The organism is Streptomyces sp. NPDC057137 (assembly GCF_042670825.1).
Classification (GTDB): domain Bacteria; phylum Actinomycetota; class Actinomycetes; order Streptomycetales; family Streptomycetaceae; genus Streptomyces.
This window is the reverse complement of sequence record NZ_JBHUUW010000001.1, coordinates 200180-226359: the sequence shown is the minus strand read 5'-3', so window position 1 is coordinate 226359 and position 26180 is coordinate 200180. Positions and strand designations below refer to the sequence as shown.

The 26180-nt window shown below is 73.0% G+C and carries 26 protein-coding genes; 17 read left to right on the top strand and 9 right to left on the bottom strand.

Going from position 1 to position 26180, the window contains the following annotated elements:
* The 4 genes from ACFT9I_RS00930 to ACFT9I_RS00915 all read left to right on the top strand — a co-directional run bounded on the left by ACFT9I_RS00930 (position 1) and on the right by ACFT9I_RS00915 (position 2656).
* Positions 1-474, top strand: a complete 474-nt coding sequence (locus tag ACFT9I_RS00930; RefSeq protein WP_382559023.1) for an RNA polymerase sigma factor — start codon at positions 1-3, stop codon at positions 472-474.
* 13 nt (positions 475-487) lie between these two features.
* Positions 488-1123: a methylated-DNA--[protein]-cysteine S-methyltransferase gene (locus tag ACFT9I_RS00925; RefSeq protein ID WP_382559021.1), complete on the top strand. Its 636-nt coding sequence runs from the start codon at positions 488-490 to the stop codon at positions 1121-1123.
* 132 nt (positions 1124-1255) lie between these two features.
* Positions 1256-2035, top strand: a complete 780-nt coding sequence (locus ACFT9I_RS00920; protein WP_382559019.1) for a S1 family peptidase — start codon at positions 1256-1258, stop codon at positions 2033-2035.
* A gap of 162 nt (positions 2036-2197) precedes the next feature.
* The gene (locus ACFT9I_RS00915; protein WP_382559017.1) at positions 2198-2656 is read left to right on the top strand and encodes a nuclear transport factor 2 family protein; all 459 of its coding nucleotides are present in this window, start codon (positions 2198-2200) and stop codon (positions 2654-2656) included.
* 205 nt (positions 2657-2861) lie between these two features.
* Here the strand turns inward: ACFT9I_RS00915 and ACFT9I_RS00910 are convergent, their stop codons facing one another.
* Positions 2862-3446: a putative glycolipid-binding domain-containing protein gene (locus ACFT9I_RS00910; protein WP_382559015.1), complete on the bottom strand. Its 585-nt coding sequence runs from the start codon at positions 3444-3446 to the stop codon at positions 2862-2864.
* A 212-nt stretch (positions 3447-3658) separates the two neighbouring features.
* On the opposite strand from ACFT9I_RS00910, the gene ACFT9I_RS00905 reads away from it, so the two are divergent.
* The gene (locus tag ACFT9I_RS00905; protein WP_382559013.1) at positions 3659-4519 is read left to right on the top strand and encodes a hypothetical protein; all 861 of its coding nucleotides are present in this window, start codon (positions 3659-3661) and stop codon (positions 4517-4519) included.
* 15 nt (positions 4520-4534) lie between these two features.
* On the opposite strand, the gene ACFT9I_RS00900 is transcribed toward ACFT9I_RS00905, so the two are convergent.
* A complete protein-coding gene (locus ACFT9I_RS00900; protein WP_382559011.1) occupies positions 4535-5287 on the bottom strand; it encodes a TetR/AcrR family transcriptional regulator in 753 nt (250 codons plus the stop codon).
* 84 nt (positions 5288-5371) lie between these two features.
* Between ACFT9I_RS00900 and ACFT9I_RS00895 the strand changes: the two genes are divergently transcribed.
* Together ACFT9I_RS00895 and ACFT9I_RS00890 are read left to right on the top strand one after the other, a co-directional pair.
* A complete protein-coding gene (locus tag ACFT9I_RS00895) occupies positions 5372-5863 on the top strand; it encodes a GNAT family N-acetyltransferase (RefSeq protein WP_382559009.1) in 492 nt (163 codons plus the stop codon).
* A 180-nt stretch (positions 5864-6043) separates the two neighbouring features.
* Positions 6044-6841: an SAM-dependent methyltransferase gene (locus tag ACFT9I_RS00890; RefSeq protein WP_382559007.1), complete on the top strand. Its 798-nt coding sequence runs from the start codon at positions 6044-6046 to the stop codon at positions 6839-6841.
* 20 nt (positions 6842-6861) lie between these two features.
* Here the strand turns inward: ACFT9I_RS00890 and ACFT9I_RS00885 are convergent, their stop codons facing one another.
* Together ACFT9I_RS00885 and ACFT9I_RS00880 are read right to left on the bottom strand one after the other, a co-directional pair.
* Positions 6862-8070 carry an MFS transporter gene (locus ACFT9I_RS00885; protein WP_382559005.1) on the bottom strand — a complete coding sequence of 403 codons (1209 nt, stop codon included), beginning with the start codon at positions 8068-8070 and terminating at the stop codon, positions 6862-6864.
* A 90-nt stretch (positions 8071-8160) separates the two neighbouring features.
* Positions 8161-9435 carry a beta-ketoacyl-[acyl-carrier-protein] synthase family protein gene (locus tag ACFT9I_RS00880; RefSeq protein ID WP_382559003.1) on the bottom strand — a complete coding sequence of 425 codons (1275 nt, stop codon included), beginning with the start codon at positions 9433-9435 and terminating at the stop codon, positions 8161-8163.
* Positions 9436-9485: 50 nt separating this feature from the next.
* Here ACFT9I_RS00880 and ACFT9I_RS00875 point away from each other — a divergent pair, with 50 nt between their 5' ends.
* Both ACFT9I_RS00875 and ACFT9I_RS00870 read left to right on the top strand, forming a co-directional pair.
* Positions 9486-10148, top strand: coding sequence for a TetR/AcrR family transcriptional regulator (locus ACFT9I_RS00875; RefSeq protein WP_382559001.1), 663 nt, complete (start codon positions 9486-9488; stop codon positions 10146-10148).
* Between the two features lie 112 nt (positions 10149-10260).
* Positions 10261-11781 (top strand): hypothetical protein, encoded by a 1521-nt coding sequence (locus ACFT9I_RS00870; protein ID WP_382558999.1) that lies wholly within the window; start codon positions 10261-10263, stop codon positions 11779-11781.
* 22 nt (positions 11782-11803) lie between these two features.
* Here ACFT9I_RS00870 and ACFT9I_RS00865 read toward each other — a convergent pair whose 3' ends face one another.
* Entirely contained in the window at positions 11804-12169 is a 366-nt protein-coding gene (locus tag ACFT9I_RS00865; protein WP_382558997.1) for a hypothetical protein, read from the bottom strand.
* Between the two features lie 135 nt (positions 12170-12304).
* On the opposite strand from ACFT9I_RS00865, the gene ACFT9I_RS00860 reads away from it, so the two are divergent.
* The 3 genes from ACFT9I_RS00860 to ACFT9I_RS00850 are packed head-to-tail and all read left to right on the top strand — an operon-like array spanning position 12305 to position 15283.
* Complete coding sequence (locus ACFT9I_RS00860; RefSeq protein ID WP_382558995.1) at positions 12305-12997, top strand: RNA polymerase sigma factor; 693 nt, start codon at positions 12305-12307, stop codon at positions 12995-12997.
* A 16-nt stretch (positions 12998-13013) separates the two neighbouring features.
* A complete protein-coding gene (locus ACFT9I_RS00855) occupies positions 13014-14030 on the top strand; it encodes a MerR family transcriptional regulator (RefSeq protein WP_382559596.1) in 1017 nt (338 codons plus the stop codon).
* The gene (locus ACFT9I_RS00850) at positions 14021-15283 is read left to right on the top strand and encodes an NAD(P)/FAD-dependent oxidoreductase (protein WP_382558994.1); all 1263 of its coding nucleotides are present in this window, start codon (positions 14021-14023) and stop codon (positions 15281-15283) included. Before ACFT9I_RS00855 ends, ACFT9I_RS00850 begins: the two co-directional genes overlap by 10 nt.
* A 55-nt stretch (positions 15284-15338) precedes the next feature.
* Here the strand turns inward: ACFT9I_RS00850 and ACFT9I_RS00845 are convergent, their stop codons facing one another.
* Positions 15339-16712 carry a cryptochrome/photolyase family protein gene (locus tag ACFT9I_RS00845; RefSeq protein ID WP_382558992.1) on the bottom strand — a complete coding sequence of 458 codons (1374 nt, stop codon included), beginning with the start codon at positions 16710-16712 and terminating at the stop codon, positions 15339-15341.
* 312 nt (positions 16713-17024) lie between these two features.
* Here ACFT9I_RS00845 and ACFT9I_RS00840 point away from each other — a divergent pair, with 312 nt between their 5' ends.
* From ACFT9I_RS00840 to ACFT9I_RS00820, 5 genes are all read left to right on the top strand, one after another.
* Entirely contained in the window at positions 17025-18275 is a 1251-nt protein-coding gene (locus ACFT9I_RS00840) for a polyprenyl synthetase family protein (RefSeq protein ID WP_382558990.1), read from the top strand.
* Complete coding sequence (locus ACFT9I_RS00835) at positions 18272-19834, top strand: phytoene desaturase (RefSeq protein WP_382558988.1); 1563 nt, start codon at positions 18272-18274, stop codon at positions 19832-19834. The genes ACFT9I_RS00840 and ACFT9I_RS00835 overlap by 4 nt, the downstream gene beginning before the upstream one ends.
* Entirely contained in the window at positions 19831-20850 is a 1020-nt protein-coding gene (locus ACFT9I_RS00830) for a phytoene/squalene synthase family protein (RefSeq protein ID WP_382558987.1), read from the top strand. Before ACFT9I_RS00835 ends, ACFT9I_RS00830 begins: the two co-directional genes overlap by 4 nt.
* A complete protein-coding gene (locus ACFT9I_RS00825) occupies positions 20847-21851 on the top strand; it encodes a DUF5914 domain-containing protein (RefSeq protein ID WP_382558985.1) in 1005 nt (334 codons plus the stop codon). The genes ACFT9I_RS00830 and ACFT9I_RS00825 overlap by 4 nt, the downstream gene beginning before the upstream one ends.
* 329 nt (positions 21852-22180) lie before the next feature.
* Entirely contained in the window at positions 22181-22630 is a 450-nt protein-coding gene (locus tag ACFT9I_RS00820) for a DUF6234 family protein (protein ID WP_382558983.1), read from the top strand.
* A gap of 31 nt (positions 22631-22661) precedes the next feature.
* On the opposite strand, the gene ACFT9I_RS00815 is transcribed toward ACFT9I_RS00820, so the two are convergent.
* From ACFT9I_RS00815 to ACFT9I_RS00805, 3 genes are read right to left on the bottom strand one after another with little or no spacing between them, the layout of a single operon-like run.
* Entirely contained in the window at positions 22662-24212 is a 1551-nt protein-coding gene (locus tag ACFT9I_RS00815) for an FAD-dependent oxidoreductase (protein WP_382558981.1), read from the bottom strand.
* Positions 24209-24916 carry a class I SAM-dependent methyltransferase gene (locus ACFT9I_RS00810; protein WP_382558979.1) on the bottom strand — a complete coding sequence of 236 codons (708 nt, stop codon included), beginning with the start codon at positions 24914-24916 and terminating at the stop codon, positions 24209-24211. The genes ACFT9I_RS00815 and ACFT9I_RS00810 overlap by 4 nt, the downstream gene beginning before the upstream one ends.
* Positions 24917-24966: 50 nt before the next feature.
* Positions 24967-26169 (bottom strand): lycopene cyclase family protein, encoded by a 1203-nt coding sequence (locus ACFT9I_RS00805; protein ID WP_382558977.1) that lies wholly within the window; start codon positions 26167-26169, stop codon positions 24967-24969.
* Positions 26170-26180: the final 11 nt, after the last annotated feature.

Here is a 26180-nt window from a genome sequence, read left to right as displayed (position 1 = left end):
ATGAAGAAGCCCTTCGAGCGAGTGGTCGAGGAACACGCGGACACCGTGCTCCGCGTGTGCCGGGCGGTCGTCGGCGTCCACGACGCGGACGACGCCTGGTCGGAGACGTTCCTCGCCGCGATGCGCGCCTACCCGGACCTGCCGGACGACGCCAACGTGGAGGCGTGGCTGGTGACGATCGCCCACCGCAAGGCCATCGACATCACCCGCGCGGGCCGGCGCCACGCCGTCCCCGTCGCGGAGCTGCCCGAGCGTCCGTCGCCCGTCGGACTGCCGGGCGAGACCGACCACGACCTCTGGCGGGCCGTCAAGGCGCTCCCCGAGAAACAGCGGCAGGCGGTGGCGTACCACCACTTCGCCGGACTGCCGTACCGGGACGTCGCGGAGATCGTCGGGGGCACTCCGGAAGCGGCGCGCCGCGCCGCGTCGGACGGCATCAAAGCACTCAGGACCACCCTCTCCGACCGAAGCTGAAAGGAGCGACACCATGAGCGACACCATGAAGGACGACGCCACCGATGACCCGGACGTCTCGGCCCTCCTCGGCCGTGCCACGGCCGCCCCCGAGACTCTCGCCCGGCTGCACGCCAGGCTGGAGGACGCGGCGACCCGCGACGGCCTGCTGGACGTCGCGTACACCGTTGTCGACAGCCCCGTCGGCCGGCTCCTGCTCGCCGCCACCGAGAAGGGCCTCGTCCGCGTGGCCTTCCACAACCAGGACCACGACAAGGTCCTCGACGACCTGGCCGGCACGCTCAGCCCCCGGGTGCTGCGCGCCCCGAAGCGCCTGGACGACGTGGCCCGCGAACTCGACCAGTACTTCAACGGCGAGCGCAGGACGTTCGACCTGCCGCTCGACATGTCGCTGTCGCACGGATTCCGGCAGCTGGTGCAGCGTCACCTCCCGGAGATCTCCTACGGACGGACGCTGAGCTACGGCGAGGTCGCCCGGCTCGTCGGCAACCCCAAGGCGGTCCGCGCCGTCGGTACGGCCTGCGCGACCAACCCGCTTCCCGTCGTCGTCCCGTGCCATCGCGTGCTGCGCGCCGACGGGACGCTCGGCGGCTACGCGGGTGGCGCCGCAGCCAAGTCCGTCCTCCTGGATCTGGAGGCGGCGGCCTGACGCACCGTCAGAAGGCAGGAGTCGTGCGGCCGATACCGGCCGAATGGCGCCTTTCCCACTGACGTATCCCTCCCCGCGACCCCACAATGGCAGGCGCATGACATGTCATGACCGGGAAAACGGGGAGGGAACATGAGTCCGCACCTGAATCCGTACCGCACCGAGAGACCGTTCCGCGGAGGGTTCGGCAGAGCGCTCCGCACGGCCGCGTCGGCCGTCGCCGCACTGACCCTGCTGCTCGGCTGGTTCACCGCCACCGGGTCAGCGGCGTACGCGCAGGAGTCCGGCACGCCGAAAGCCACCGCCGCAACGTCCGCAGCCGGCAAGGCGGTCGCGGTGCGCGGCGGCAACGTCATCTACAGCAGCATCGGCACCCGCTGCACCGTCGGCTTCAACGCCCGTAGCGGCAGCACCTACTACGGCCTGGTGTCGGGCCGCTGCGCCCAGGGCGCCACCAACTGGTACGCGGACGCGGCCCTGACCGTGTTCGTCGGCACCACCGCCGGATCGAGTTTCCCGGTCAACGACTACGCGCTCATCCGCTACACCACCAGCACGGCGGTGACCTTCCCCGGCGAGGTCACACTCGGCGCGGGCGGGGCGCAGGACATCACCGGCGCCGCGAACCCGACGGTCGGCCGTTCCCTGTGCCATGTCAGCCAGGTGGCCGGAGTCCGCTGCGGCACCATCACGGCCGTGAACGTCACGATCAACTACCCCGAAGGCGTGGTGAGCGGGCTGTTCAGTTCCAACATCTGCTCCGAGCCCGGCGACGTGGGCGGCCCCGCGTTCTCCGGAACGACCGCGCTGGGCATCATCGTCGCCGGCAGCGGAAGCTGCTCGTCGGGCGGCACCACCTTCTACCAGCCGGTCGTGGAGTGGCTGTCGGTCTACGGCCTCTCCCTCTACTAGAGGAGGCCGCGACGTCGCGGGTGCCGGACGGGTGCGGTCGAGCCGGGCCCGTCCGGCGGCGGAATTCGGCCACGGCCTCCTGCGGCGCCGGAGGCCGTACGGAGAACGATCGTTTTCTAGACTGGCGGCCAGTCGAGAATGATCGTTCTCAGGAGATGGCCCATGACCGTCCGCCCGCCCGTACCGCCCTTCGACCGCGCCGCCGCCCTGGCGAAGGTGCAGGCCGCCGAAGACGCCTGGAACACCCGCGACCCGGAGCGCGTCGCCGGCGCGTACACGGTCGATTCCGTCTGGCGCAACCGCGACACCTTCGTCACCGGCCGCCCGGCGATCGTCGAGTTCCTGAGCGACAAGTGGTCGCGCGAACTCGACTACGCGCTCCGGAAGAACCTGTGGGCGTTCGACGGCGACCGGATCGCGGTGCGGTTCCAGTACGAGTGCCGCGACAGCGGCGGCCAGTGGTGGCGCAGCTACGGGAACGAGTTGTGGGAGTTCGACGAGAACGGGCTGATGCGGCGCCGCGAGGCCAGCATCAACGACCTGCGGATCGAGGAGTCCGAGCGGCGCGTCTTCGGCCCGCGTCCGGAGAGCGAGCGCGGGGTCGAGTTCCCGATCCGGTGACGTACGAGAGACACGCGGACGCGGCGGCCTAGGACCTGTCTTCAAAGTCCCGCCTGGCCCGCGACGCCTGGCACGGCACCTCGCCACGTTGTCGGAATCGACCAAGTACGCCCAGTACGAGGCCGATCCTCCGCCTTGCGATGCACCGCACCAGCCGCCGCAGGCCCCGCCCTGCGGGCGGACGGCGCTACTTTGAAGACAGGCCCTAGGCCGCGCGGGTGGCGATCCCCGGGTACGAGAGCACCAGACCCGCCTCGTCGTAGACCAGCCGGCAGCGGAAGTCGAAGACCTCGGCCGAGTAGTCGTAAGCCTGCCGCGACCCCTCGTCGGCGATGCGCCGATAGTCCTGCTCCAGCCGCTCGACGGAGAGGTCGAGCGCGCGTACGTACGCTGCCGGCGCCGCCGACGAGGCCCCGACGGCCAGTTGGAAACGGTGCACGGGAAGGGTGTTGGTCATCGCCGACGACTCCAGGTCGACGTCGAGAACCCCGTCGAGGTGCGGCGCCGGCGCCCCGTCCACCTGCCAGCGGCCCGCGCCGTCCGCCTGGAGCACGGTCGAGCGCGTCCCGGCCTCGGACCGCCCGGTGACGACGGCCCGGCGCGTCAGCCAGTCGGCGTCCAGGGTGATGTCGTAGTCGACGGTCCAGGTCCGACCGTCCTCGACGGCCGTCGTGCACCCGACGATGTGCCGCTGGTCGCCCGAGTGCCGGAAGTACACGACCTCGAACCCTTGGCGCGCGTGCTCGTGCGACCAGGCGGCGGACGCCGGAAGCGGTACGAAGGTGGTCATGCCGGTACGGTTTCATGCCCCGCCCGCGCGGGGGACGCGGACGCGCTCATCCGGGCCGGGCCGCCGCAACCGGTCCTGGGACGGTGCCGAGCACGGTGAGCCGGCGGTCATGGGCACTACGCTTACCGCCCGTACCGCTTCCCGCGTTCGAGGACGCCGCTCTTCTTCCTGTTCTGCGAGGCGGTGAGCCACGGTTGGTCAAGGAGTGCCAATTGACGAACAGTCTCGAAAACGTGTTGTGGCTGGGCGGCCCACCGGGAGCGGGCAAGTCCACAGTTGCCCGATTGCTCGCCCGGCGTCACGGCCTGCGCTGGTACAACTCCGACGCTCGCACGTGGGAGCACCGCGACCGGGCGGTCGCCGCAGGACATCCGGCCGCGATCCGGTTCGAGGAGATGACGATCCCGGACCGGCGGTCCGCCTCCCTTGAGGACAGGCTTGCCATGTCCCTGCACCGTGAGCGCGGCCCCATGATCCAAGACGACCTTCGCGCTCTGCCGGCTGCTCCGCTGACGATTGCCGAAGGCACACCGATCACCCCGGAGGTGGTCCGCGACGGATCAGCCCTGTGGCTCTTCCCGACGCCGGGGCTGCGGCGCGAGCGACTGAATGAACGTCACCTGCCCCCCGGGACAAGGGAGTTGTACGAGCACCTGAGCGATGTGATCGCCGAAGAGGCCGAGCAGTTCAGGGACCAGGTCGTGGTGATCGACGAATCATGGTCCCTGGAACAAGTCGTGGCGGAGGTTGAAAGACGCTTTGGCGCGGTGCTCACACAGGGGCCGACCGCGAAAGACCGAGCCGAGCGAAGCCAACTGATCCGCTACGCCAACCGTGCTTCTGTCGATCAGTACCGCAGCTATTTCACCCGACCATGGGCGCGGGCGCTGGAGGACATCTCGGACGTCGTGCTGCCCTTCTCCTGCGAATGCGCGCATGCCGCATGCGACGAGCAGGTGAGCCTCGCCGTGTCCGATTTCCCCACGACCCCTGACGACACGTCCCCTCCCCTTCTCGCCGAAGGCCACGACCCCGTCGAAGAGCATCGCCCGGGCCACGCGTTGTCGGGCTGACCGGTGCGGGCCGGGCTACGCCGACAGGCCCAGGGACCGGACGAGGTCCAGCATCTCGGCGCGGTAGATCTTCTCGGGCGCGCCGGTCTGCCCGCCCAGATGGCCGTAGATCTCCAGCGACACCAGCCCGTGCATCCGCCCCCACACCCGCAGCGCGAGAGCCACGGCGACGGGCGGCAGATCCGGGAAGTCCTCGCGGACCGCCGCGGCCAGCGACGGGGCGAAGTCGGACCACTCGTAACTCTCGTCGGACTGCCGCGCCACCGCCTGCGGCCACGCGGTGGCGACGAGTCCGGTGAGCCCCGCGCAGGCCCGGCGCGCGGCCTCGGCGGCCGGACCGCCTTCCGGGGGGCGGTAGTTGGGCACCGGGTCCCCGTACACCAGCCGGAACCCCTCGGGATTGTCGAGCGCCCACTGCCGGAACGCGGTGGCCCACGCCAGGATCCGACCGGCGGAGTCCTCGGCCGGCAGCGCGTCGCGCGCGGCCTCCGCCACGTCGACGAGCGAGGTGTACACCTCGGCGATCAGGGTGGTGACGAGGTCGTCGCGGGTCGCGTAGTAGCCGTAGATCGCGTTCGCGGTCATCCCCATCTCACGGGCGATGGCGCGCAGCGTGATCGCGTCCGGCCCGCCCGAGGACATCAGGGCGAGCGCGACCGACTTGATCTCCTGGGTGGTCTCCGCCCGCAGCCGGGCCCGTCTGTTCTGCGGCCGCGGCGGATTCGGTGGCTGGGGCGACGGGGGTGACGGGGGCGTACGAGCTTCCATGGCCGGACTGTACAGCGTCGCTCATCTGATCACCGTGCGGCAACCGCACGCCGTGTGGTCCCGGACGGTGCCAGAATGCTTCCCATGATCGTAAGACTCGCGCGAGAGCAGGATCTGTCCGGCTTCCTCGGCCTGGCGGCCCAGGTGGAGCACTGGTTCGGGCCGATGGTGGACGACCCCGGCTTCAGCGGCGCCGTGGTCGAGCACGTACGTGGGGGGCGGGCTCTCGTCGCCGTCGACCAGTTGGCGGCGGCACGGCCGGAGACCGCTCAACCGCCCCTGCTCGGCGGCCTGTTGTTCGGGTCGGACGCCCCGACGTTCCATGTCCACTGGCTCGTCGTCTCGGAGCAGGCGCGCGGCCGGGGCGTCGGCGCCGCGCTGATGGCCGAGGTGATGACGAGGTTCGTCACGGGCCCCGGCACCGTCGAGGTGGTGACCTTCGGCGCCGACCACCCCGGAGCCGTCGCCAGCGGCGCCCGCGCCTTCTACGAACGGCTGGGCTTCATCCCCGCCGAGACGACGGACCCCGGCCCGGAGGGCGGCTCACGCCAGGTCTACCGACTGACCGTCAGCTAGAGCCCGAGGCCCCGTGGCCGGCGTGGGTCGGCAGCCTGACCCATCGTCGACCGACCGGTCGCATGGGCGCGTGCCCCGACCCCGTACGCCATGAACAGGCCCCTGCCTCAAGGTAGTTGACACACTCGAAGGATGGGGGCGGGTCAGTGGCCATGTGATCGCGGTGACATAATCCGGCGCATGACGTCAGGCACCCCCAAGCCCCAGATCGACACCAGCAAGCCCCACCCCGCCCGGCTGTACGACTACTACCTGGGCGGCAAGGACAACTACCCCGTCGACCGGGAGCTGGCGGAGAAGCTGGCCAAGGGGGCGCAGCGTGGGGCGCAGATCAACCGTGAGTTCATGCACCGGGCCGTGGCCTGGGCGGCCAGAAGCGGTATCGACCAGTTCCTCGACATCGGCACCGGCATACCCACCGAGCCCAACCTGCACCAGATCGTGCAGAAGATCGTCCCGGCCGCGCGGATCGTGTACGCGGACAACGACCCCATCGTGCTCCGGCACGCCGAGGCCCTGCTGGTGAGCACGCCCGAAGGGGCCACCGAGTACGTCGAGACCGACGTACGCCAGCCGCGGGGCGTCCTCGAACACGCCCGCCGTTTCCTGGACTTCGACCGGCCCGTCGCGCTGTCCCTCGTCGCGGTGCTGCACTTCCTCGGGGACGACGACGACCCGTACGGCGTCACCCGGACCCTCGTCGACTCCCTGCCGTCCGGCAGCCTCCTGATCATCTCGCACGGCACCGCGGACTTCCTGGACCCCGAACAGGCGAAGAAGATCACCGGGACTTACCGGTCCGGCGGTATCAACCTCCGGCCCCGCACCCGGGACGAGGTCGAGCGGTTCTTCGACGGGCTCGACCTCGTGGAGCCCGGTCTCGTCCGGGCCCCCGACTGGTACAAGGACACGCCCGCCCCGGCGGCCGAGGAGAGCGGCTTCTACGTCGGAGCGGCCCGCGTCCGTCGAGCGCCCTGACCCCGGCCCGCTCCGTCGACTCAGGCCGCGTCCGCGTTCCGCCGTACCCGCAGCTCGCGGAGCTCGTACAGCCCGACACACGCCGCCAGCACCGCCACGCACCCGGTGAAGATCAGGCCCACGGTCCGCAGTTCCAGCAGCAGCGTCAGCGCGCCGATCCCGATCACCGGTAGTGAGATGCCGATGTACGCGACGACGAAGAACGTGGAGATCGTGCCACCGCGCGCCGTCGGTGGCGCCGCCGCGCCGATGGCGGTGATGGCCGCGCGGAACGCCAGCCCCTGGCCCAGTCCGCCGCAGATCACACCGACCACCAGCAGCGGCAGCGACTCGATGAACAAGGAAGCTCCCACCAGTACGAGCCCCGCCACCAGTACCAGGCTGCCGCCCGGCAGCGCTCTCGCCGCTCCCACCCGGCCCATCAGGGACTGCCCGACGGTGGAGGCCAGGAAGACCGAGAACACGACGGCGCCCGACACCGCCAGATTGCTCTCGTGCAAGGTCGTCGCGATGAACGTCGGCGTCACCGCCGTACAGAGCCCCAGCAGCGCGAAGCCGGAGAACGCGGCCAGCGCCGCCGGCGCGAAGATCCCCCGTACCTCGGGCGGCACCTTCAGCCCCTGCGGCCGCAGCCTCGGCCGCCGGGTCCGGTGCTCGACCGGCTCCGGCAGGAACCACGTCAGGACGACGCCCACGGCCACGAGCGCCAGTGCCGCGATGAACGGCAGCTTCAGCGGCGACGGCGCGTACTGCGCGAGCAGCCCCGCGAGCAGCGGCCCGCAGCCGAGTCCGCCCATGTTCGCCGCCGTGGCGGCCAGCCCCGCGCGCGCCTCACGGCCCGGCGGCGCCAGCTCCATCACGGTGGCGGTGGCGGCGCCGCTGAACAGCCCCGCGGCGAAACCCGACAGAAGGCGCCCCGCGAACAGCAGCGGCAGTCCGCCCTCGGTGAGGAAGCAGACCGCGCTGGCGGCGGAGAGCCCGAGCGCGAAGAACAGGACCGGTCGGCGGCCCGCCTGGTCGGAGAAGTTGCCGGCCAGCAGCAGCACGGCGATGACCCCGAAGGCGTAGACGGCGAAGACGACCGTCACCATGAACTCGGAGAAGCCGAGCTTCTCGCGGTAGAGCCCGTACAGCGGAGTGGGCAGCGTTGTACCCAGCATGCCGATCGCGAAGACGACCGCGGCGCCGAGATATCCGGCCGACGACCGTCGTGTGGTGCGCTGCGGCATGGGCGCTGTGTCCTCACCGTATGAAACGGATGAAAAGGGATGTTGCTGCCCATATCTTCGGTGAGGTGGCACTGCCTGTCCAACGAAGGATCAGGACCGCACCGCCCCGGACCTCGCCCCGGACCTCGCCCCGGACGGCGCCGCGGTGAACGCCAGCGAGACGTTGTGGCCGCCGAATCCGAAGGAATTGGCGACCCCCGCAGCCCAGGTCCCCCGGCGGGGACGGCCGGCGACGACGTCCAGATCGATCGCCGGGTCGATCGTGTCGAGATTCCTGGTCGCCGGCACCGTCCCGTCCCGCAGCGCCAGCACCGTCGCCAGCGCGCCCAGCGCCCCGGACGCGCCCAGCAGATGGCCCGTCATCGACTTGGTCGCGGTGACGGCCGGGTGTCCGCCGACGGCCTCGGCGATGGCGTTCGCCTCCGCCACGTCGCCCTGCGGGGTGGACGTCGCGTGCGCGTGCACGAGGCCGACATCCTCCGGATGGAGCCCGCCCGATCTCAGGGCCGTACGGATGGCGCGCACCTGGCCGCCGCTGTCCGACGCGGTGATGTGCCGCCCGCTGGACGTCACCCCCGCGCCGACGAGTACGCCGTGGGGGCGCGCGCCGCGCGAGCGGGCGAACTCCGCGCGCTCCAGCACCAGTACGGCGGCTCCCTCGCCCAGCACGAAGCCGTCGCGCCCCGCGTCGAACGGGCGCGACGCCCCCGCCGGATCGTCGTTGGCCGTGGACAGCGCCATCATCTGCGCGAACCCCGCCAGCGGCAGCCCGTGCAGACACGCCTCCGTCCCGCCCGCGACGACCACATCGGCCCGGCCGAGCCGGATCAGGTCGAGCCCGGTGGCGATGGCCTCGGCGCCGGACGCGCACGCGCTCACCGGTGTGTGCGCCCCGCCCAGGGCCCCCAGGTCGATGCTCACCCAGGCCGCGGGCCCGTTGGCCATCAGCATGGGCACGGTGTGCGGCGAGACCTTGCGCGGCCCGGACTCCTCCAGGATGTCGTCCTGGCGGAGCAGTGACAGTACGCCTCCGACTCCCGTACCGATCACGACCGCGATCCGCTCCGGATCGGCCTCCGGGCGCGCCGCGTCGGCCCATGCCTCGCGGGCGCTGACCAGGGCGGCCTGCTCGCACCGGTCCAGCCGGCGGGCCTCGGTCCGTCGCAGGGCGGTCGCCGGATCCGTCCGCAGCCGGGCCGCCAGCCGGACGGGCAGCCCGGCCGCCCAGTCGTCGTCCAGCACGCCGATCCCGTTCTCCCCGGCCAGCATCGCCGACCACGTGGTCGGCACGTCACCGCCCAGCGGGGTGGTCGCCCCGAGGCCGGTCACCCATACACCCGCGTCTGATTCTCGTGTCGTTCTCATGATCGGACCGTAGCCAACCAACCGTCTGGTCGGCAATGTAGGGTTCTGCCATGCCTCCCACCGATCAACTGGCAGGAACCCGCACCCGGCTGCTTGTCGCGGCTCGCGACGAATTCGCCGCCCACGGCATGGGCGGCGCGCGCGTCGGCCGGATCGCCGAGCGGGCCGGCGTCAGCAAGGAACGGATCTACGGCTACTTCGGCAGCAAGGAGAAACTCTTCGCCGCCGTCGTCTCCGAGGCCCTGACCGAGCACGCCACGCTGCTCGGGCCGCCGTCCGGCGATCCCGCCGAGTACGCGGGCCGGATCTACGACCTCCACCGGCGCAACCCGCAACTGCTGCGCCTGATGATGTGGGAGGCCCTGTACTACGACGGGGGCGGCCTGCCGAACGAACAGCCGCGCGGCGCCCACTACCGGGACATGGTCGCGACGCTCGAAGACACCCTCGGCACCGAGTCCGACAGCGAGGCGGCGAGCACCCTCCTCGCGCTCATCGGCCTCGCCATCCTGCCGACCGCGTTCCCCCAGATCACCCGGCTGATCCTCGGCCCGGCGGCCGACGGGGCGGACGTGGCCGATGCTTCTGGCGACGGCACCGATGACGACACCGGCGACGACACCGCCGATGACACCGATGATCTGCGGGCCCATATCGTGCAGTTGGCGCGCCGCATGGTTTCGTCACCGAGCGGGCCGTCGACACCCGGATAGGCGAGCCATCGAGCGACCAAGAGTGATTCATATGCTTTAGATGCGATTTCTTAATATTCGACCCATGGCGTGTCCGTCGGCCGGGTAGCCCCCGGACAGGCAGCTTTGGGCCATGACACAGACCAAGGCCGTCGCGACCGGCCTGCGAGAGACGAGCCGCCCGGCCCGCCGGGACTGGACGGCCGACGACGGTCTCCTGTGGCTGGCGGTCGTCGCGAGCGTGTACACGATTGTTCAACTCGTCTTCCTCGTACCGGGATCCGGGCTCGGCTGGGACGAGACGGTGTACACGAGCCAAGTCAGCCGCGCCGCCTCCGACACCGCGTTCTTCAGCGCCCCCCGCGCCCGGGGCATCACCTTCCTCATCGCCCCGGTGACCTCACTCACCTCCTCCGTCGAAGCGCTCCGCGTCTATCTCGCGCTGCTGTCGGGCGCCGGGCTCTTCGTCGCCCTCCGGGTGTGGCGGCGCCTGCTTCCGGCATCCGTACTCGCCCTCGCCGGCGCCCTGTTCGCCGGGCTGTGGATCACCCTCTTCTACGGGCCGCAGGTCATGCCTAACCTCTGGGTCGCCCTCGGCTGCCTCTGCGCCGTCGGCTTCTTCCTCAGGGCCGCGCGCGACCGGACCGACCGTACGGCCCTCATCGGGCTCGGTGTCGCGGTGGCCTTCGTCGCGCTCATGCGTCCCACCGACGCCTTCTGGCTCGGCGCCCCGCTCGCACTCGTCGCGCTCGCCGTCGGACGCTGGCGGCGATGGGCCCTGCTGACGGCGCTCGCCGCGGGCGTGGCCATCGGCTGCGCGGAGTGGATCATCGAGGCGTACGTCAGCTACGGCGGCCTCTTCACCCGGCTGGCGCGGGCGAGCGAGATCCAGGGACACCTGGGCTGGCACCTCGTCTTCGCCGACCACATGCGCTCGCTCGACGGGCGGTTGCTCTGCCGCCCCTGCGACGTCCGGTGGCGCCGGCCCGCCACCGCGATCTGGTGGTTCGCCCTGCCGCTGCTCACCCTCGGCGGAGTGCTGGTCGCCGCCCGCCTGCGGCGGCTGCCGCTCGTACTGGTGCCGACGCTGGTCGGACTGTCGATGGCCGTGCAGTACCTGCTGCTGATCGGGTACGCCGCGCCGCGCTTCCTGCTTCCCGTGTACGCGCTGTTCGCGCTGCCCACCGCCCTCTTCCTGACCTGGATCGTCAGGACCGCCAGGCCCCGCCGGCTGGTCGTGGCTCTGCTGGTGACGGCGGCGGTCGCGCATCTGTGGGTCCAGGGTTCGGTCGTCGCCGACCGGGCGGAGCGCAGCCGCGCCGACCGCGTGAAGCTGGACGGGGTGGTGGCCGAGCTGGCACGGCAGGGCGTACGGCCGCCGTGTGTGGTCAGCGGCACGGAGGCGATCAGGGTCGCCTTCCGGGCCGGCTGCGCGTCGCGGCAGACCGGCGGCCACGACGGCAGCATCACCCCCGGCCAACTCGTGGCCTACGGGCTCGAACGGCCGGTGGCGTTCGTGGCGGCGGGCAACGCCGGACCACCGGCGTACGCGCGCGGCTGGCGGGTCGAGCGGATTCCGGATCTGCCGGGACTGCGCGACTGCCGCGTGTATCTGTCACCCTCCGCCCGCCAGGTACCGGCGAACCTGCCGTAGCGCCCCCAACAGGGCTGATTCCTCAGCCCGTTCGGCGACCGGGGACAGCCTTCCGCGTGAACTCCACCGCGCCCAGCAGGTTCTGATCCAGCGTCAGGACGAAGACCGGGCCGTCCGGGTCGGCGCGCTCGCCCACCGTGAACCGGTGGGCCGAGTGCTCCTGGGCCGGCCAGGTGTGCGACACCCGGCCGTCCTCGACCTCGCGGCACTCCCCGTACGTGAACTCCATCCGGTCCGGCTCGGTCAGCACCCAGGTGAACTCGGTGATGCACTCGAACGACGAACGACGGCCCGACTCCGTCCACCCCGTGCCGTCGTCATGGATCAGGACCTCCCGATACCGGCCGTCTCCCAGGTGCGCGCGCCACAGTCCCGTCGGATCACTCATCCGGTGATTGTGACAGGCGATGCGGAAACGATGCGTATTGCCCGCGACGCATCGTTTGGCAAGAGTGACCGGTGTCTCCCCACGTACCCGCCGACCGTACCGCCGGCCGGGCGACTCCCGGCAGGAGGAGCCGCTGTGAACTCGACGTACGCCGAAGCCGACGCCGGCACCCGGTCCCGGCCCCACACGCCGGTGCCCGTCGAGGACACCCGCGCCGAGGACGACCTCGTCGCCGCCCTGCTGCGCGGCGACCCGGACGCGCTGGCCGACGCCTATCGCCGGTGGGGACCGCTGGTGCACACCCTGGCCACCCGTTCCCTGGGCGACGCCAAAGAGGCCGAGGACATCACGCAGCAAGTCTTTCTCGGCGTGTGGCGGGGGCGAGCCGGCTACCGGCCGGAACGCGGGCCCATCGCCGCCTGGGTCGTCGGGATCACCCGGCGGAAGATCGTCGACGCCCTCGCCGCCCGCACCCGGCGCACCGCGCTGGTCGCGGCGGCGACCGCGGCGGCCGAGACCCGCGTGGCGCGACCGTCCGACCACCCCGAGGCGGTGCTGGACCGGGTGCTGGTACTGCGCGCCATGGAGACACTGCCGCAGGCCCAACGGCGTCTGCTGTCCCTGGCGTTCTTCGACGACCTCACCCAGGTGCAGATCGCCGAGCGCACGGGGCTGCCGCTGGGCACCGTGAAGAGTCATGTACGCCGCGGCCTGCACCGGCTGCGCGGCTGTCTGGACCCGGACGGCCAGGGGACGCCGGCCGAAGGGGCACCCGACGACCCGGCCGCCGCTCAACCGGCCGCGTACCGGCGCCGGCTCGTACAGTGATCAAGTGAGCGAATCGATGCACGGGGTCGAGGGGGCGGGCGATGTCGCGGGCCGGGCCGGGGCCACGACGGGCGTCTCCACCGGCGCCGTTGCCCGCCGGCTCGGCGTCTCCCCGACCACGTTGCGCTCCTGGGACCGGCGTTACGGCATCGGGCCCGCCGCGCGCGAGGACGGCCGGCACCGTCGGTGGACGCCCGCCGACGTCGCGATGCTCGACGAGATGTGCCGCCTGACCGCCGCCGGGGTGCCACCCGCCGAGGCCGCCCGCGCGGCCCGCGACGGGACCGGCGGCGCGCCGGACCGGCCCGCGCCGCGCCCCGGCCCCATGGATCGCGGGCTGCCGCTCGGTGACGTCCGTGACGTCCGGCCGGAATGCCGGGGCCTGTCCCGCGCGGCCGTACGCCTGGACGCGCCCGTCGTGGAGGAACTGCTCACGTCCTTCGTCGACGAGTACGGCCTGGTCCGCGCCTGGGAGACCGTGATGATGCCGACGCTGCGCGCGGTGGGACGCCGGTGGGCCGCGTCGGGTGACAAGTACGTCGAGGTCGAGCACCTGCTGTCGTGGTACATCTCGTCCGCCCTGCGCCGCGTACCGGCCGCCCCGCCCCTGCGGACCGACACCGGGCCGGTGCTGCTGGCCTGCGTACCGGGCGAGCAGCACACCCTCCCCATCGAGGCGCTGACCGCCGCACTGGCCGAAGTCGGCCTGCCCACAAGGATGTTCGGCGCCTCCGTACCGGTGACCGCGCTGGACGAGGCCACCCGGCGCATCGGCCCCCGCGCCGTCGTCCTCTGGTCCCAGTCCCGCTCGACGGCGAGCCGCCCGCTCGCGCAGCACATCGCCGCGGGCAGCTGGGGCGTGAAGGGAGCCCGGAGCGGCCCCGAGGTCATGCTCGCCGGACCGGGGTGGGCGGGACCGCCGATGCCGGGGATATCGCGCTCCCACGGACTGCGCGACGCGCTCACGACACTGGCCCGGCTCTACGGCCCCGAACCGGCACCCGAAGCGAAGGACGGCCCACCATGTCCGTAACACGGCCCACCACGCCCGTAACACGTGTCACCCCCGATGTCCTGGTGATCGGAGCGGGCCTGGCCGGTCTGGCCTGCGCGCACGACCTCCTCGCGAGCGGTCTGCGCGTCGACGTGCTGGAGGCGTCGGACGGAGTCGGCGGGCGTATGCGGTCCGATCGCGTCGACGGCTTCGTCATCGACCGGGGTTTCCAGGTCTTCAACACCTCCTACCCGCAGGCGAAACGCCGCCTCGCGCTGCGCGACCTCCGCCTCCGCCCGTTCACACCGGGAGTTCTCGTCCACACCGACCAGGGCCGCGTCCATCTCGCCGACCCCACACGCGCGCCGCGCACGGTCGGGGGCCTGCTGCGCGGCGGACCGGCGGCGCCTCGCGATCTGCTCGCCCTCGCCGCCCTGTCCGCCCGCGACATGCTCGGGCCCGTACGGCCGCTGAAGCGCGCCGAGGACCACACCACGCGGACCGCCGTCGCGGCGGCCGGGATCTCCGAGGAGTTCGCCGACCTGTTCTTCCGGCCGTTCCTGTCCGGCGTGTTCCTCGAAGACGAACTGGAGACGTCCAGCCGGGTCTTCCACCTGGTGTGGCGCAGCATGCTCCGCGGCACGCTCTGTCTGCCGTCGGACGGAATCGGCGACGTGCCGGCGCAGTTGGCCGACGCGCTGCCCGCCGACACCGTACGGTTCGAGTCCCCCGTCGACCGGCTCACGGACGACGGGGTCCTGCTCGCCGACGGCGGGGAGAGCGCGGCGGGCGTCGTGGTCGTCGCCACCGGGCCGGAGCCCGCCGTACGTCTGCTGCCCGGCCTGGACATGCCGCCGTACCGCGTCGTCACCACGTACTTCCACACCGCGCCGGCGTCACCCCTGGCCGAGCCGACGCTGCTCACCGACACGCGGCTGCGCTTCCTCAACAGCTGCGTGCTGAGCGAGGTGGTGCCCGGCTACGCGCCGGCCGGCTCCTCGCTCATCGCCACCTCCGTTCTCGGCGAGGACACGGGAGGCCGGGAGCGCGCGCTGCGCGAAGCGCTCGCGGAGACGTACGGGACGGACACGGCCGGCTGGGACCTGGTGACGGCGCGCACCATCCACGACGCGCTGCCCGCGATGCCGCCTCCCCAGCCGCTCACCCGGTCCTCCCGTGTCGGTCCCGGACGCTATGTGTGCGGGGACCACCGCACGACCGGGTCAGTCCAGGGCGCGCTGGCGTCCGGGGCACGGGCGGCCCGCGAGATCCTGCGCGACCTGGGTCGGTAGTCGGACGGTGGTGCGCGTCGGCTCGTCGCCGCCGCGCCGGTTCCGGCGCGCCGCCTCAGCCCTTGTCGCGCGCCCGCAGGAAGCGGTCCCGGCCCTCGGCCAGTTCCAGGAGCGGGTCCGGGTAGTCGTACCGGGCCCGTTCGAGCCTCGGGAGCTTCCACGGCTCGTGGACGGCCGCACCCGCCAGCCCGCTCAACTCCGGTACCCAGCGGCGTACGTAACGGCCCTCCGGGTCGTACCGCCTGCCCTGGGTCACCGGGTTGAGCACCCGGTTGGGACGCGAGTCGGTGCCGGTCCCGGCCATCCACTGCCAGTTGAGCTGGTTGTTGGCGATGTCGCCGTCCACCAGCAGCTCCAGGAAGTGGCGCGCGCCCACGCGCCAGTCCACGTACAGCGTCTTCGTGAGGAAACTCGCCGTCAGCAGCCTGCCCCGGTTGTGCATCCACCCCTCGTGGCGCAGCTGGCGCATGGCGGCGTCCACCACCGGATAGCCCGTCCGGCCCGCCTTCCATGCCTCGATCTCCGCGCCGGCGGACTCCTCCGACCGCCAACGGTCGTGCTTGGTGCGGTAGTCGGCCGACGACGCGCCGGGCCGGGCGGCCAGCACCTGGTGGTGGAAGTCCCGCCAGCAGAGCTGCCGTACGAACGCCTCGGCGCCCGCACCGCCCGACCGGCGCGCCCGCACGACGAGTTCGGTGGGGGAGAGGGTGCCGAAGTGCAGATGTGGCGAGAGCCGCGAGGTGACGTCGCCGGCCAGGTCGTCGTGGCCGCTCTCGTACGTCGCGAGGCCGGCCCGCCGCCAGGCGGCGAAGCGCCTGCGGCCCGCCGTCTCACCGCCCTCGGCGAGACCCGCCGAGACCCCCGCCGTGTCCGCGCGCGCGGGCACGGGCTCGGAGCCGACCCCGGCCGGCACCCGTACGGTGCGGGGCGCCGCGAGCACGTCCCGCAGGCGCTCCCGTGACCAGCGGCGGAAGTACGGGGTGAAGACCGCGAAGTGGTCCGAGCCGTCCGGGGTGACGGCGCCCGGCGGGAGCGCGGTGAGCGTGGCGTCGTGGACGCGCAGCCGGCGGCCGTCGGACTCCAGCGCGCGGCGCAGCCGTTCCTCGCGCCGCTGTGCGTAGCCGCTGACCCCGCCCGCCGTCCGCACCTCATCGGCGCCGGCCTCGGCGGCGACCTGACAGGTCTCCCGCACCACGTCGCCGGTGCGTACGACGAGCCGCCCGCCGCGCTCCCGGAGTCCCGCGTCGAGATCGGTCAGACAGTCGGCGAGGAACGCCCGGCGGTTGGGCGTGGCGAACCCGGCCGACACGATCGCCCTGTCGAGGACGAACAGCGGCACCACCTCGTCGGCGCCGGCGAGGGCCGCGTGCAGCGTGGGGTTGTCGTGCAGGCGCAGATCGCCGGTGAACAGGACGACCGAGACGGTCATGGAGCCACTTCCCCTCACGTATGTCACTCGTGCCCGCTGTTCCGTCCGTTCCGGGCGTCCGGATGCGGACCGGTCCGGATGACGGCGCGCCGACGCCCGGCCGGGGGACTCCCGCGGTGCCATGTCACCCGAAGAGGCGCACCGGTGACGCGGCTGCCCCACGTACGGGCGGCGACCGTGGTGGACTGAGGCGCGCCGGCCGGGCGCCGACAGCGCGCCGCCGGGGCACGGCGCATCCGAACTCCCCGTCCGGTCCGAATGAACTCGAACGAACGGTGAACGCAGTCGTCCGACGCGAGGAGAGGAAACGCGATGCGCGGCAGTGGGACCGGGACCCGACTCTCCGAAGGACACGAGGGCGCGTGGCGGGACGCCGTCGACCGGGACGTGGCGGCGGCCGTCGAGCGTGAACTCGCCGACGTACTGCGCGGCAGGGTCCGGGACGCGGCCGAGGTCGACGCCGTCTTCGCGCGCGACGTCGCCGAACGCGTCGCGGACTTCACCCTGCGCGGCGGCAGACGCATCCGGTCGCGATTCCTGTGGTGGGGCCTGCGCGCGTGCGGCGGGGAGGACATCGGGACCGGGGCCGTCCTGCGTATCGCCGCCGGGCTCGAACTCATCCAGACCTGCGCACTCGTGCACGACGACGTGATGGACGGATCGCCGCTGCGCCGCGGCCGGCCGGCCGTGCACACCGACTTCGCCGCGCGCTACGGCCCGCTCGCGAACCCCGGCCCGCCCACCGATCCAGGTCCGCCCGCGTGGGATGTCGGCGCCGCCGCCCCCTTCGGTACGGCCGCCGCGATCCTCGTCGGAGACCTGGCACTGGCCTGGGCGGACGACACCGTGGCCGACGCGGACCTCGCCCCCGAACCGCGCCGCCGGGTCCGCGAGGTGTGGCAGGCGATGCGTACGGAGATGGTGGCCGGCCAGTATCTGGACCTGCACAGCCAGGCCAGCGGCTCGCGCTGCGCCGTCCGGGCGTTGCGCGCGGCGTGCCTCAAGACGGCCATGTACACCGTCGAGCGGCCCCTCGCCCTGGGCGCGGCGCTGGCCGGCGCCGACGAGGCCACCGTCGGGGGTCTGCGCTCGGCGGGCCGCCGCGCCGGAATCGCCTTCCAACTGCGCGACGACCTCCTCGGCGTCTTCGGCGACCCCCGGCGCACCGGAAAGCCCAGCGGCGACGACATCCGGCAGGGCAAGCTCACCTACCTCGTCGCCGTGGCCCGCGCCCGCGCCGAGGCCGACGGCGACATCGCGTCCCTCGCGGTCCTCGACAACGCGCTCGGGGACCGGGGACTCTCCGAGGAGGACATGGACCTTGTCAGGGCCGTACTCATCGACACCGGCGCGAAGGACCTCGTGGACGCCAAGATCGACCGGCTCACCGTGGACAGCGCCCGCCGGCTGGCGGGTGTCACCGTCGATCCCACCGCGCGCGGACAACTCGCCGCACTCTTCCGGGCGGCCGCCGGCGTCGGACCACCGGAGGCGTCCACGCTCGACCGGGACCCGCCGCACCCGGAGAGACTCCTCGCAGCGGGCCGGGGGAGCGGCCGATGAAGACCCTCGACGGACCGACCGACCACGTCGTCGTGGTCGGCGCAGGGCTTGCCGGACTCTCCGCCGCCCTGCATCTCCTCGGCGCCGGCCGCGCCGTCACCGTCGTCGAGCGCGGCACCGGGCCGGGCGGCCGGGCCGGCCGGGTCGAACGCGGCGGCTACCGGATCGACACCGGCCCCACCGTCCTCACCATGCCCGACCTCGTCGAGGAAGCCTTCGCCGCCGTCGGCGACACACTCGCCGACCGGCTCGACCTCATCCCCCTGCACCCCGCCTACCGGGCACGATTCGCCGACGGCAGCGCACTCGACGTCCACACCGGCGGCGACGCGATGGCGGCCGAGGTCGAACGCTTCGCCGGAGCCCGCGAGGCACACGGCTACCGGCGGCTGCGCCACTGGCTGGAGAAGCTGTACGCGGTACAGATGCGTCGCTTCATCGACACCAACTTCGACTCGCCGCTGAGCCTTCTCCACCCCGACCTCGTCCGTCTGGCGGCGCTCGGCGGCTTCGGCCGGCTGGACGCCCGCATCGGGTCGTTCATCTCGGACGAACGCCTGCGCCGGGTCTTCTCCTTCCAGGCCCTGTACGCCGGGATCCCGCCGGCCAAGGCCCTGGCCGCGTACGCCGTCATCGCGTACATGGACACCGTCGCCGGGGTCTACTTCCCGCGCGGCGGCATGTACGCCCTGCCCCGGGCCATGGCGGACGCGGCGGCGGACGCGGGCGCCGACTTCCGGTACGGCCACGACGTCACGCGCCTGGAGCGCTCGGGCGGGGGAGGGGCCGCCGGCGGCGGCTCCGGTGACCGGATCACGGCCGTCATCACCGGCCGGGGCGAGGACCAGGTACGCATCCCCTGCGACGCGGTCGTCCTCACGCCCGACCTGCCCGTCACCTACCGCCTGCTCGGCCGGCCGCCGCACCGCCCGGTCCCGCTGCGGTTCTCGCCGTCCGCGGTGATCCTGCACGCGGGCACCGACCGCACCTGGCCGGGACTGGGCCACCACACCATCTCGTTCGGACACGCCTGGAAGGGCACATTCCGCGAACTGACCCACACCGGGAGCCTCATGAGCGACCCCTCCCTCCTCATCACCCGTCCCACGGCCACCGACCCGTCCCTCGCGCCACCGGGCCGCCACCTCCACTACATCCTGGCGCCCTGTCCCAACACCCGTATCGGGCCCGGCGTCCAGGAGTGGGCGGACCTCGGCCCCCGCTACCGCGACAGCCTCCTCACCGAGCTCGAACGCCGCGGACTGGCCGGACTCGGCGCCGCCATCGAGGAGGAGTGCCTCGTCACTCCCGCCGACTGGGCCGCCGAAGGGCACGCGGCGGGCACCCCGTTCTCCGCCGCCCACACGTTCGCGCAGACCGGCCCCTTCCGCCCGCGCAACCTGGTGCGCGGCACCGCGAACGCCGTCCTCGCCGGCTGCGGCACCACCCCGGGAGTCGGCGTCCCCACTGTCCTGATCTCCGGCAAACTCGCCGCCGCCCGCGTCACCGGCGCGGGCGCCCGGGGGGCCGGCCGCGTACCGGGAGGACGGAGCGCATGACCGACCGCGAACTCGACGCCGCCGGCATCGACGACCCCCACCTGCGCGCCGCCTACGCCCGGTGCCGCAGGCTCAACGCCCGGCACGGCAAGACCTACTTCCTGGCCACCCGCCTCCTGCCCGTCGGGCGACGCCCCGCTGTACACGCCCTCTACGGCTTCGCCCGCTGGGCCGACGACATCGTCGACGACCTCGAATCAACGGCCACCGCCGCCGAGCGCGCCGAACAACTTGGCGCCCTCCAGGAGCGGTTGGCGGCCGGGCTGCGCTCCGGGCGCAGCAGCGAACCGGTGGTCAGGGCGCTCGCCCACACCGCGGCCGCGTACGGCATCGACCACCGGCTGTTCACCGACTTCATGGCCGCCATGCGCAGCGACCTGGCGGTCACCGACTACGCCACCTACGACGACCTGTGCGGCTACATGCACGGCTCGGCCGCCGTGATCGGCCTCCAGATGCTGCCGGTACTCGGCACCGTCGTCCCCCGCGAGGAGGCCGCCCCGCACGCCGCCGCACTCGGTGTCGCCTTCCAACTGACCAACTTCGTCAGGGACGTCGGCGAAGACCTCGACCGGGGCCGGATCTATCTGCCCGCCGATCTGCTCGCCGCCCACGGAGTCGACCGCGAACTGCTGGCGTGGAGCCGTACCACCGGTGTCCGGGACCGGCGGATCACCGCCGCGCTGAAGGCCGCCGTCGCCCTGACCCGCGGCGTCTACCGGCGGGCGGCGCCCGGACTCGGCATGCTCGACCCGGTGTCACGCCCGTGCATCCGCGCCGCGTTCGTCCTGTACGGCGGGATCCTCGACGCCGTCGCCGACGACGGGTACGCGGTGCTGCACCGCCGCGCCGTCGTGCCGCGCCGGCGGCGGGCCGTCGTGGCCGTCGACGGGCTGGTACGGGTGGTGGCCGCCCGGACGAGAGCCGCCGCCCACGTGTCCGGCACGGAGACCACCACCGGCGTACAACTGACCCAGGCGCGTGCGGACGCCGCCGCGCACGAGGAGGTGGCATGAGCGCTCACGACGACGGCCCGCGACGGCGGTACCCGCTGCGGCTGCGCCGCGGACCCGCCAAGTGGGAGCGGCAGAAGCCCAGTTGGCGCGAGGCCCGGCCGGCCCTCATCGCGGCTGCGTTGGAACAGGCGCTCGCCCGGCCGTCGGGCAACTGGTACGTGATCGGCGCCGCCCGCGACGTACGGCCCGGCCGCCCGCTCGGGCGCACCGTGGCGGGTGTCGAACTGGTCGTGTGGCGCGACGAGTCGGGAAAGCTGGTGGCCGGTCCCGGTGCCTGCCCCCACCTCGGCGCACCACTCAAGGACAGCCGGGTGCACTGCGGCACACTGATCTGCCACTGGCACGGACTCGCCCTGGACGGGGGGCCGTTCGCGGGCTGGGAGCCCTTCCCGGCCTACGACGACGGGGTGTTGGCCTGGGTCCGGCTCGACCGGGCGGGTGGCGAGGAGCCGTTGGACCGGCCGGTCGTCCCGCCCCGGCCCGAGACGGCCGAGTCCGTCGACGCCGTCTACACCGGCTTCGGGGTGTGCGAGCCCGAGGACGTGGTGGCCAACCGGCTCGACCCCTGGCACGGCGCCTGGCTGCACCCGTACTCCTTCGTGGATCTCACGGTCCTCTCCACCCCGGAGGAGGGGGGCGACGGCTTCGCCGTGGACGTCTCCTTCAAGGTGGCCGGGCGGGTGGTGGTACCCGTGCGCGCCGTCTTCACGGCGCCCGAGCCGCGCACGGTCGTCATGCGCATCACGGAGGGGGAGGGCCAGGGCTCCGTGGTGGAGACCCATGCCACCCCGCTCGGCCACGAAGACCGCGGCCGACCGCGAACCGCCGTCGTGGAGGCGGTGGTCGCCGCCTCCGACCGTCCGGGCTTCACGGCCGCCCGCGCCGCGGCACCCGCGCTGCGCCCCCTGATGCGCGCGGTCGCCGGCCGTCTGTGGCGCGACGACCTCGCGTACGCGGAACGCCGCTGGCACCTGCGGAGTACCGGCCGCTTTCCCGGCTAGGGCCTGTCTTCAAAGTAGCGCCGTCCGCCCGTAGGGCGGGGCCTGCGCCCGCTGCGGAGCGGCTGATGTCTCGTTGGTGCGGTGCATCGCAAGGCGGAGGATCGGCGTTGTGGATGGCCCGGCCGTACTTGGCCGACTCCGACAACGCAGGGGGCACCCCCGTGGCCCCCTCGGGGCCTACGGGGGAGAGGTGCCGTCCAGGCGTCGCGGGCCAGGCGGGACTTTGAAGACAGGTCCTAGGGCGTGTCCGGCGGGTCTCCGGGGGCCGGGCGGCTGCTAGGTATCCGTACTCATGCACCCACGCCGCCCGGACCGGCAGGGTGTTCGATATGAGCAACCTGCCCGTCGCGCCCCCGGCCTTCGACGCCTCGGTGAAGCCCCGCGCGGAGCGTGGCCCCGACGTGGGGGCCTCGTGCGCGCTGGTCTTCCTCGAACTGGTCGCCGTGGCGGTGATCGTCGTCCTGTGGCCGTTCCTCGACCACTTCGACCTGGACCCGGCCTCGGACATCGAGACGGTGTCCCTCTGGCGGTACCTGCCCGCCCTCGGCGGCGTCGCCGTGGTGGCAGGCGCGGCGGCCGTGATCGCCGCCCGTGCGCGTGCCACCGTGACCGTCGTGAGCCAGGGCTCGATGGCCGTGCTCGTCGCCCTCGCCTTCTTCGCCGGAGCCGCCCTCCAATCCCACGAGGACGAGCGGAACCGCCCCGTCCCGGCACCGACAGGGCCCGTGGGCTGCCGCAGCGGTGGCGACAACAGCGAGTGCGCGCGGTACGGCGGATGAACCGGGCGGTACGGCGGGTGACCCGCCCCGGTCACCGCCGGGCCAGCCGTACCAGTGCGCGCAGCCCTGCCGACCGTCCCTGGGCGGGCACGGTCCACAGCGTCTGACCGCGTACGCCCAACCGCTCCAGCAGCGCGTTGGCGGCCAGGAAGCCCGTGGTCGCGGCGCGTTCCATGAGCGCCACCGGCAGGTCCGTACGCACGAGGTCGCCGGCCACCACGACGGCGGGGTCCGGTGTACGTACGGTGGGCCGGTCGCCGTAACCGCCCACCGGGAACAGCGGACAGTCCGACCGCCACTCGTGCCGCGCGTCGACCACCCTCGCGTCCCGCGTCTCCGGATACACCCGGTGCAACTGCTCGACCAACAGCCTCTGTTGACGGTCCCGTTCGACGCCGGGGGCGACGGCGTACGCGTGCAGCTCGACCACCGAGCCGCCCGTTCCGGCCGCCCACCGCGCCGCCTCGCCCTCCCAGCGGTCCAGCACACTCACGTTGTCGAGCCCACCGAACCCGCTGGTCCCGAGGAAGCCGGGCCGGTCGGCGGCCACCGGACGGTCCAGCCACAGCCGCGACACCAGGAACGGCGGGGCGTTGCGCAGCCGTCCGATCCCCGTCCGCCACCCGGCGTCGCACAACTGGGGCGAGTCGGCGACCACTTGGCGCAGTCCCGCACTGTCCAGCGCGAGCACCACCGCGTCGTACCGCCGTGGGCGCCCGCCCGCCGTCACGGTCGGACCACCGTCGGCACCCGGCGCCACCTCGTCCACCGCCGTACCCGTACGCAACTCGACCCCGTGCCCGGTGAGATACGAGCCCAGCGGCTCCCACAAGGCGGCGGGGAAGGGGGCGTTCGGCACATCGAAGAGCAGGCCCTCGCTCGAACCCAGGAAGTAGATGTGGAACATCAACACCAGTTCGGCGGCGGACAGTTCGGCCGGATCGGAGAAGAAGCTGCGGGAGAACACCTCGAACGCCAGATGCCGGGCCGCCTCGGGAAAACCGATCCCGGACAGGAAGTCCTGGGCGCTGACCTTGTCCAACTCCTCGTACACCTCGGGCACCCGCACATCGAGGAGGGGCAGCGCGGCCGTCGCGTCCATCCGGGTCAGATCGCGCCAGCCGAAGGTGGGGCTGAGCGCGACGAATCCCAGGGCGCTCCACGGCGGCGTCCGGGGGACCCGCGCGAAGCTGTCGTACAGGCCCGCGCTGTGGCGTAGCGGGTAGTCCGGCAGCCCGGTGAGCATGCCGAGGCCGGGATCGGCCCGCCGGAGCAGGCCCCGGAGGTTGTAGTACTGCCGGAAGAAGGCGTGGAAGCCCCGGCTCATGGTGGCCATCGAACCGTCGGCGAGCGTGACGGGCCAGCCGGCCAGCCGCCCGCCGAGGCCCTGTTCACGCTCGTACAGCGTGACGCGCACACCGCGCTCCGCGAGCGCGGTGGCGGCGGCGAGGCCCGCGATGCCGCCACCGACGACCGCGACGTCCGGCGCGTCGGCGCCGCCGAACCGCGCCCGCCCCGGCGCGGCTCGGACGACCTGGGCGCGGCGGTCCCGGCCCCGGCGGGGCGCGGTGCGGCCGGTCACCGCGAGCGCCCCACGAAGGTGTGCACGATGCCCGTCTGCCAGCCCGGCATCGGCAGCACCCGTACATCCGCGAACCCGGCACGCCGCAACCGGTCGCCGAAGCCCGACGCCGTGTCGAACTCGACCACGCTGCGCCACAGATGACGGTAGAGGTCCGCGTCACCGGCGAGCCGCCCGGCGGGGAGGACGATGCCCTTGCACACGGCCGTCCAGACCGCGCGGTCCACGGCGCGGCCACCGAGCGCGTACTCGTGCACACCGATCCGGCCGCCGGGCGCGAGCAGGGACCGTGCGACGGCGAGGGCGCCGTCCGGGTCGGTGACATTCCGGAAGAGGTACGCGGCGAAGGCCCCGTCGAACGGGCCGCTGACGCCCGCGTCGGCCAGCCGCTCCACCGGCGCGTGGACGAACGTAACGCCCGCCGGCCACGGCTTGGCGGCCGCCCGCTCCAGCATCCCGGCCGACGCGTCCACCGCGACGATCTCGGCGTGCGGGGCGGCGGCCAGCAGCGCGGCGGTCGACGCGCCCGTCCCGCAGCCCAGGTCGAGCAGCCGCAGCCCGGCGCCGCCACGGGGCAGCCGCAGGCGCCGCGCGGAGCGCCGGAGGTGCGCGTGGTAGCCGGGGTTGACGGCGACCAGCCGGTCGTAGCTGAGTGCGGCATGGTCGAACGCGGCGGAGAGTTCCGCGTCGTGCAGGAGCGTCATCTGGCGGCCGTTCCCTTCGGGGCTCGTCGGTGGCATCGATCTCATCGGTCTCATCGGTCTCGTCTGTCTTCGGGCGGTCGTCGCGGCAGCCACGGCAGTTCGGCGACGGTGCGCAGCATCGGACCGACCGGGGTGCGCAGGCCGATCGCGAAGTCCTCGTACGGGCGGGTGTCGCCGTCCAGGAAACGGAGCAGCCGCTCCATCGGTACGCGCCGGAACAGCCCCTCGAAGAACGCGGCACCGTCGACCCGTCCGCTGTCCAGCCCCCGCAGCAGAACGGCGTCCATCGCCCTGGCCCGCGCCGAGTGGGCGGGCGGCGGCTCGGGCACCCGTCCCGCGTGGTACGCGGCGGCGACCGCGCGCGTCTGTCGCTGCACGGCGGCGAAGGTGTAGCCGGTCGACGGCCGGGTGGCACCACCGGCGGTCCCGATACGGAACACCGAACGGCCCACCCGGCGGGGAAAGCGGCCGTCGGTCATCGGGATGACGCCCTGCTCGGACGCGGTCACCTCGAAGGGGCCCAGCCCGAGAACCTGTTGGACGTAGTGCCTGAGCGCCGCGTCGTAGCCCGCGTCGTCCAGCACCTCGCGGGAGAACTCGGTGTACTCCACCAGCGCCTCGTGGGCGCTCGTCGGCAGGACGTATCCGAAGGACAGCCCGTGCGGTGGCTGCGGGGTCCGGAAGTCCATCAGATCGGCGGTCCGGGGGTCGAACACCGGCCGGTCGGTCCGGACGAACCAGCCACGGAAATGCTGGAGCAGCGTCGTCCGCGCGGGTGGCAGGGCACGCGGCGGCCGCGAGTCGAACACCCAGCGGCCCCGCAGCGCCAGCGGACTCCCGTCGGCGGCGACGCCCGTCACCTCGGCGCCGGACGCCACGTCCTTGATCCCGTCGATCCGCGCCACCACACGCCGCGGCGCCCCCGGCCCGTCGAGCCGCCGGGCCAGCAGCGCCTCGAAGGCGCCGGACCGCAACATCTTGTAGTGGTACGGAGCGGGCCGCCCCACACTCGCGGCGCCGTCCCGCCCCCGTACGCGCAGCGACTCCCACGAGCCGGTCAGCGCGCCGTCGAAGTCGCCGGGGGAGGTCTCCCAGAAACACCAGGTCCGCTCCGGCGGCCTCAGGGGGCCGGCGGGAGCGTCGACCAGAGTCACGTCCGGAATCGGACGGCCGGGGGGAGGGGTGCACAGCCGGTACGCGAGGGAGAGACCGGCCGCGCCCGCGCCGACGACGATCACGTCCGTCTCGTGCACCACCGCTCCTC

Bases quoted from the DNA above. Each gene is read 5' to 3' on its own strand.
- ACFT9I_RS00825 (WP_382558985.1), top strand. From the start codon at position 20,847: ATGAGCGCTCACGACGACGGCCCGCGACGGCGGTACCCGCTGCGGCTG.
- ACFT9I_RS00875 (WP_382559001.1), top strand. From the start codon at position 9,486: ATGCCTCCCACCGATCAACTGGCAGGAACCCGCACCCGGCTGCTTGTC.
- ACFT9I_RS00895 (WP_382559009.1), top strand. From the start codon at position 5,372: ATGATCGTAAGACTCGCGCGAGAGCAGGATCTGTCCGGCTTCCTCGGC.
- ACFT9I_RS00880 (WP_382559003.1), bottom strand. From the start codon at position 9,435: ATGAGAACGACACGAGAATCAGACGCGGGTGTATGGGTGACCGGCCTC.
- ACFT9I_RS00835 (WP_382558988.1), top strand. From the start codon at position 18,272: ATGAAGACCCTCGACGGACCGACCGACCACGTCGTCGTGGTCGGCGCA.
- ACFT9I_RS00830 (WP_382558987.1), top strand. From the start codon at position 19,831: ATGACCGACCGCGAACTCGACGCCGCCGGCATCGACGACCCCCACCTG.
- ACFT9I_RS00890 (WP_382559007.1), top strand. From the start codon at position 6,044: ATGACGTCAGGCACCCCCAAGCCCCAGATCGACACCAGCAAGCCCCAC.
- ACFT9I_RS00865 (WP_382558997.1), bottom strand. From the start codon at position 12,169: ATGAGTGATCCGACGGGACTGTGGCGCGCGCACCTGGGAGACGGCCGG.
- ACFT9I_RS00930 (WP_382559023.1), top strand. From the start codon at position 1: ATGAAGAAGCCCTTCGAGCGAGTGGTCGAGGAACACGCGGACACCGTG.
- ACFT9I_RS00920 (WP_382559019.1), top strand. From the start codon at position 1,256: ATGAGTCCGCACCTGAATCCGTACCGCACCGAGAGACCGTTCCGCGGA.
- ACFT9I_RS00855 (WP_382559596.1), top strand. From the start codon at position 13,014: ATGCACGGGGTCGAGGGGGCGGGCGATGTCGCGGGCCGGGCCGGGGCC.
- ACFT9I_RS00915 (WP_382559017.1), top strand. From the start codon at position 2,198: ATGACCGTCCGCCCGCCCGTACCGCCCTTCGACCGCGCCGCCGCCCTG.
- ACFT9I_RS00870 (WP_382558999.1), top strand. From the start codon at position 10,261: ATGACACAGACCAAGGCCGTCGCGACCGGCCTGCGAGAGACGAGCCGC.
- ACFT9I_RS00840 (WP_382558990.1), top strand. From the start codon at position 17,025: ATGCGCGGCAGTGGGACCGGGACCCGACTCTCCGAAGGACACGAGGGC.
- ACFT9I_RS00810 (WP_382558979.1), bottom strand. From the start codon at position 24,916: ATGACGCTCCTGCACGACGCGGAACTCTCCGCCGCGTTCGACCATGCC.
- ACFT9I_RS00820 (WP_382558983.1), top strand. From the start codon at position 22,181: ATGAGCAACCTGCCCGTCGCGCCCCCGGCCTTCGACGCCTCGGTGAAG.
- ACFT9I_RS00925 (WP_382559021.1), top strand. From the start codon at position 488: ATGAGCGACACCATGAAGGACGACGCCACCGATGACCCGGACGTCTCG.
- ACFT9I_RS00850 (WP_382558994.1), top strand. From the start codon at position 14,021: ATGTCCGTAACACGGCCCACCACGCCCGTAACACGTGTCACCCCCGAT.
- ACFT9I_RS00885 (WP_382559005.1), bottom strand. From the start codon at position 8,070: ATGCCGCAGCGCACCACACGACGGTCGTCGGCCGGATATCTCGGCGCC.
- ACFT9I_RS00900 (WP_382559011.1), bottom strand. From the start codon at position 5,287: ATGGAAGCTCGTACGCCCCCGTCACCCCCGTCGCCCCAGCCACCGAAT.
- ACFT9I_RS00910 (WP_382559015.1), bottom strand. From the start codon at position 3,446: ATGACCACCTTCGTACCGCTTCCGGCGTCCGCCGCCTGGTCGCACGAG.
- ACFT9I_RS00845 (WP_382558992.1), bottom strand. From the start codon at position 16,712: ATGACCGTCTCGGTCGTCCTGTTCACCGGCGATCTGCGCCTGCACGAC.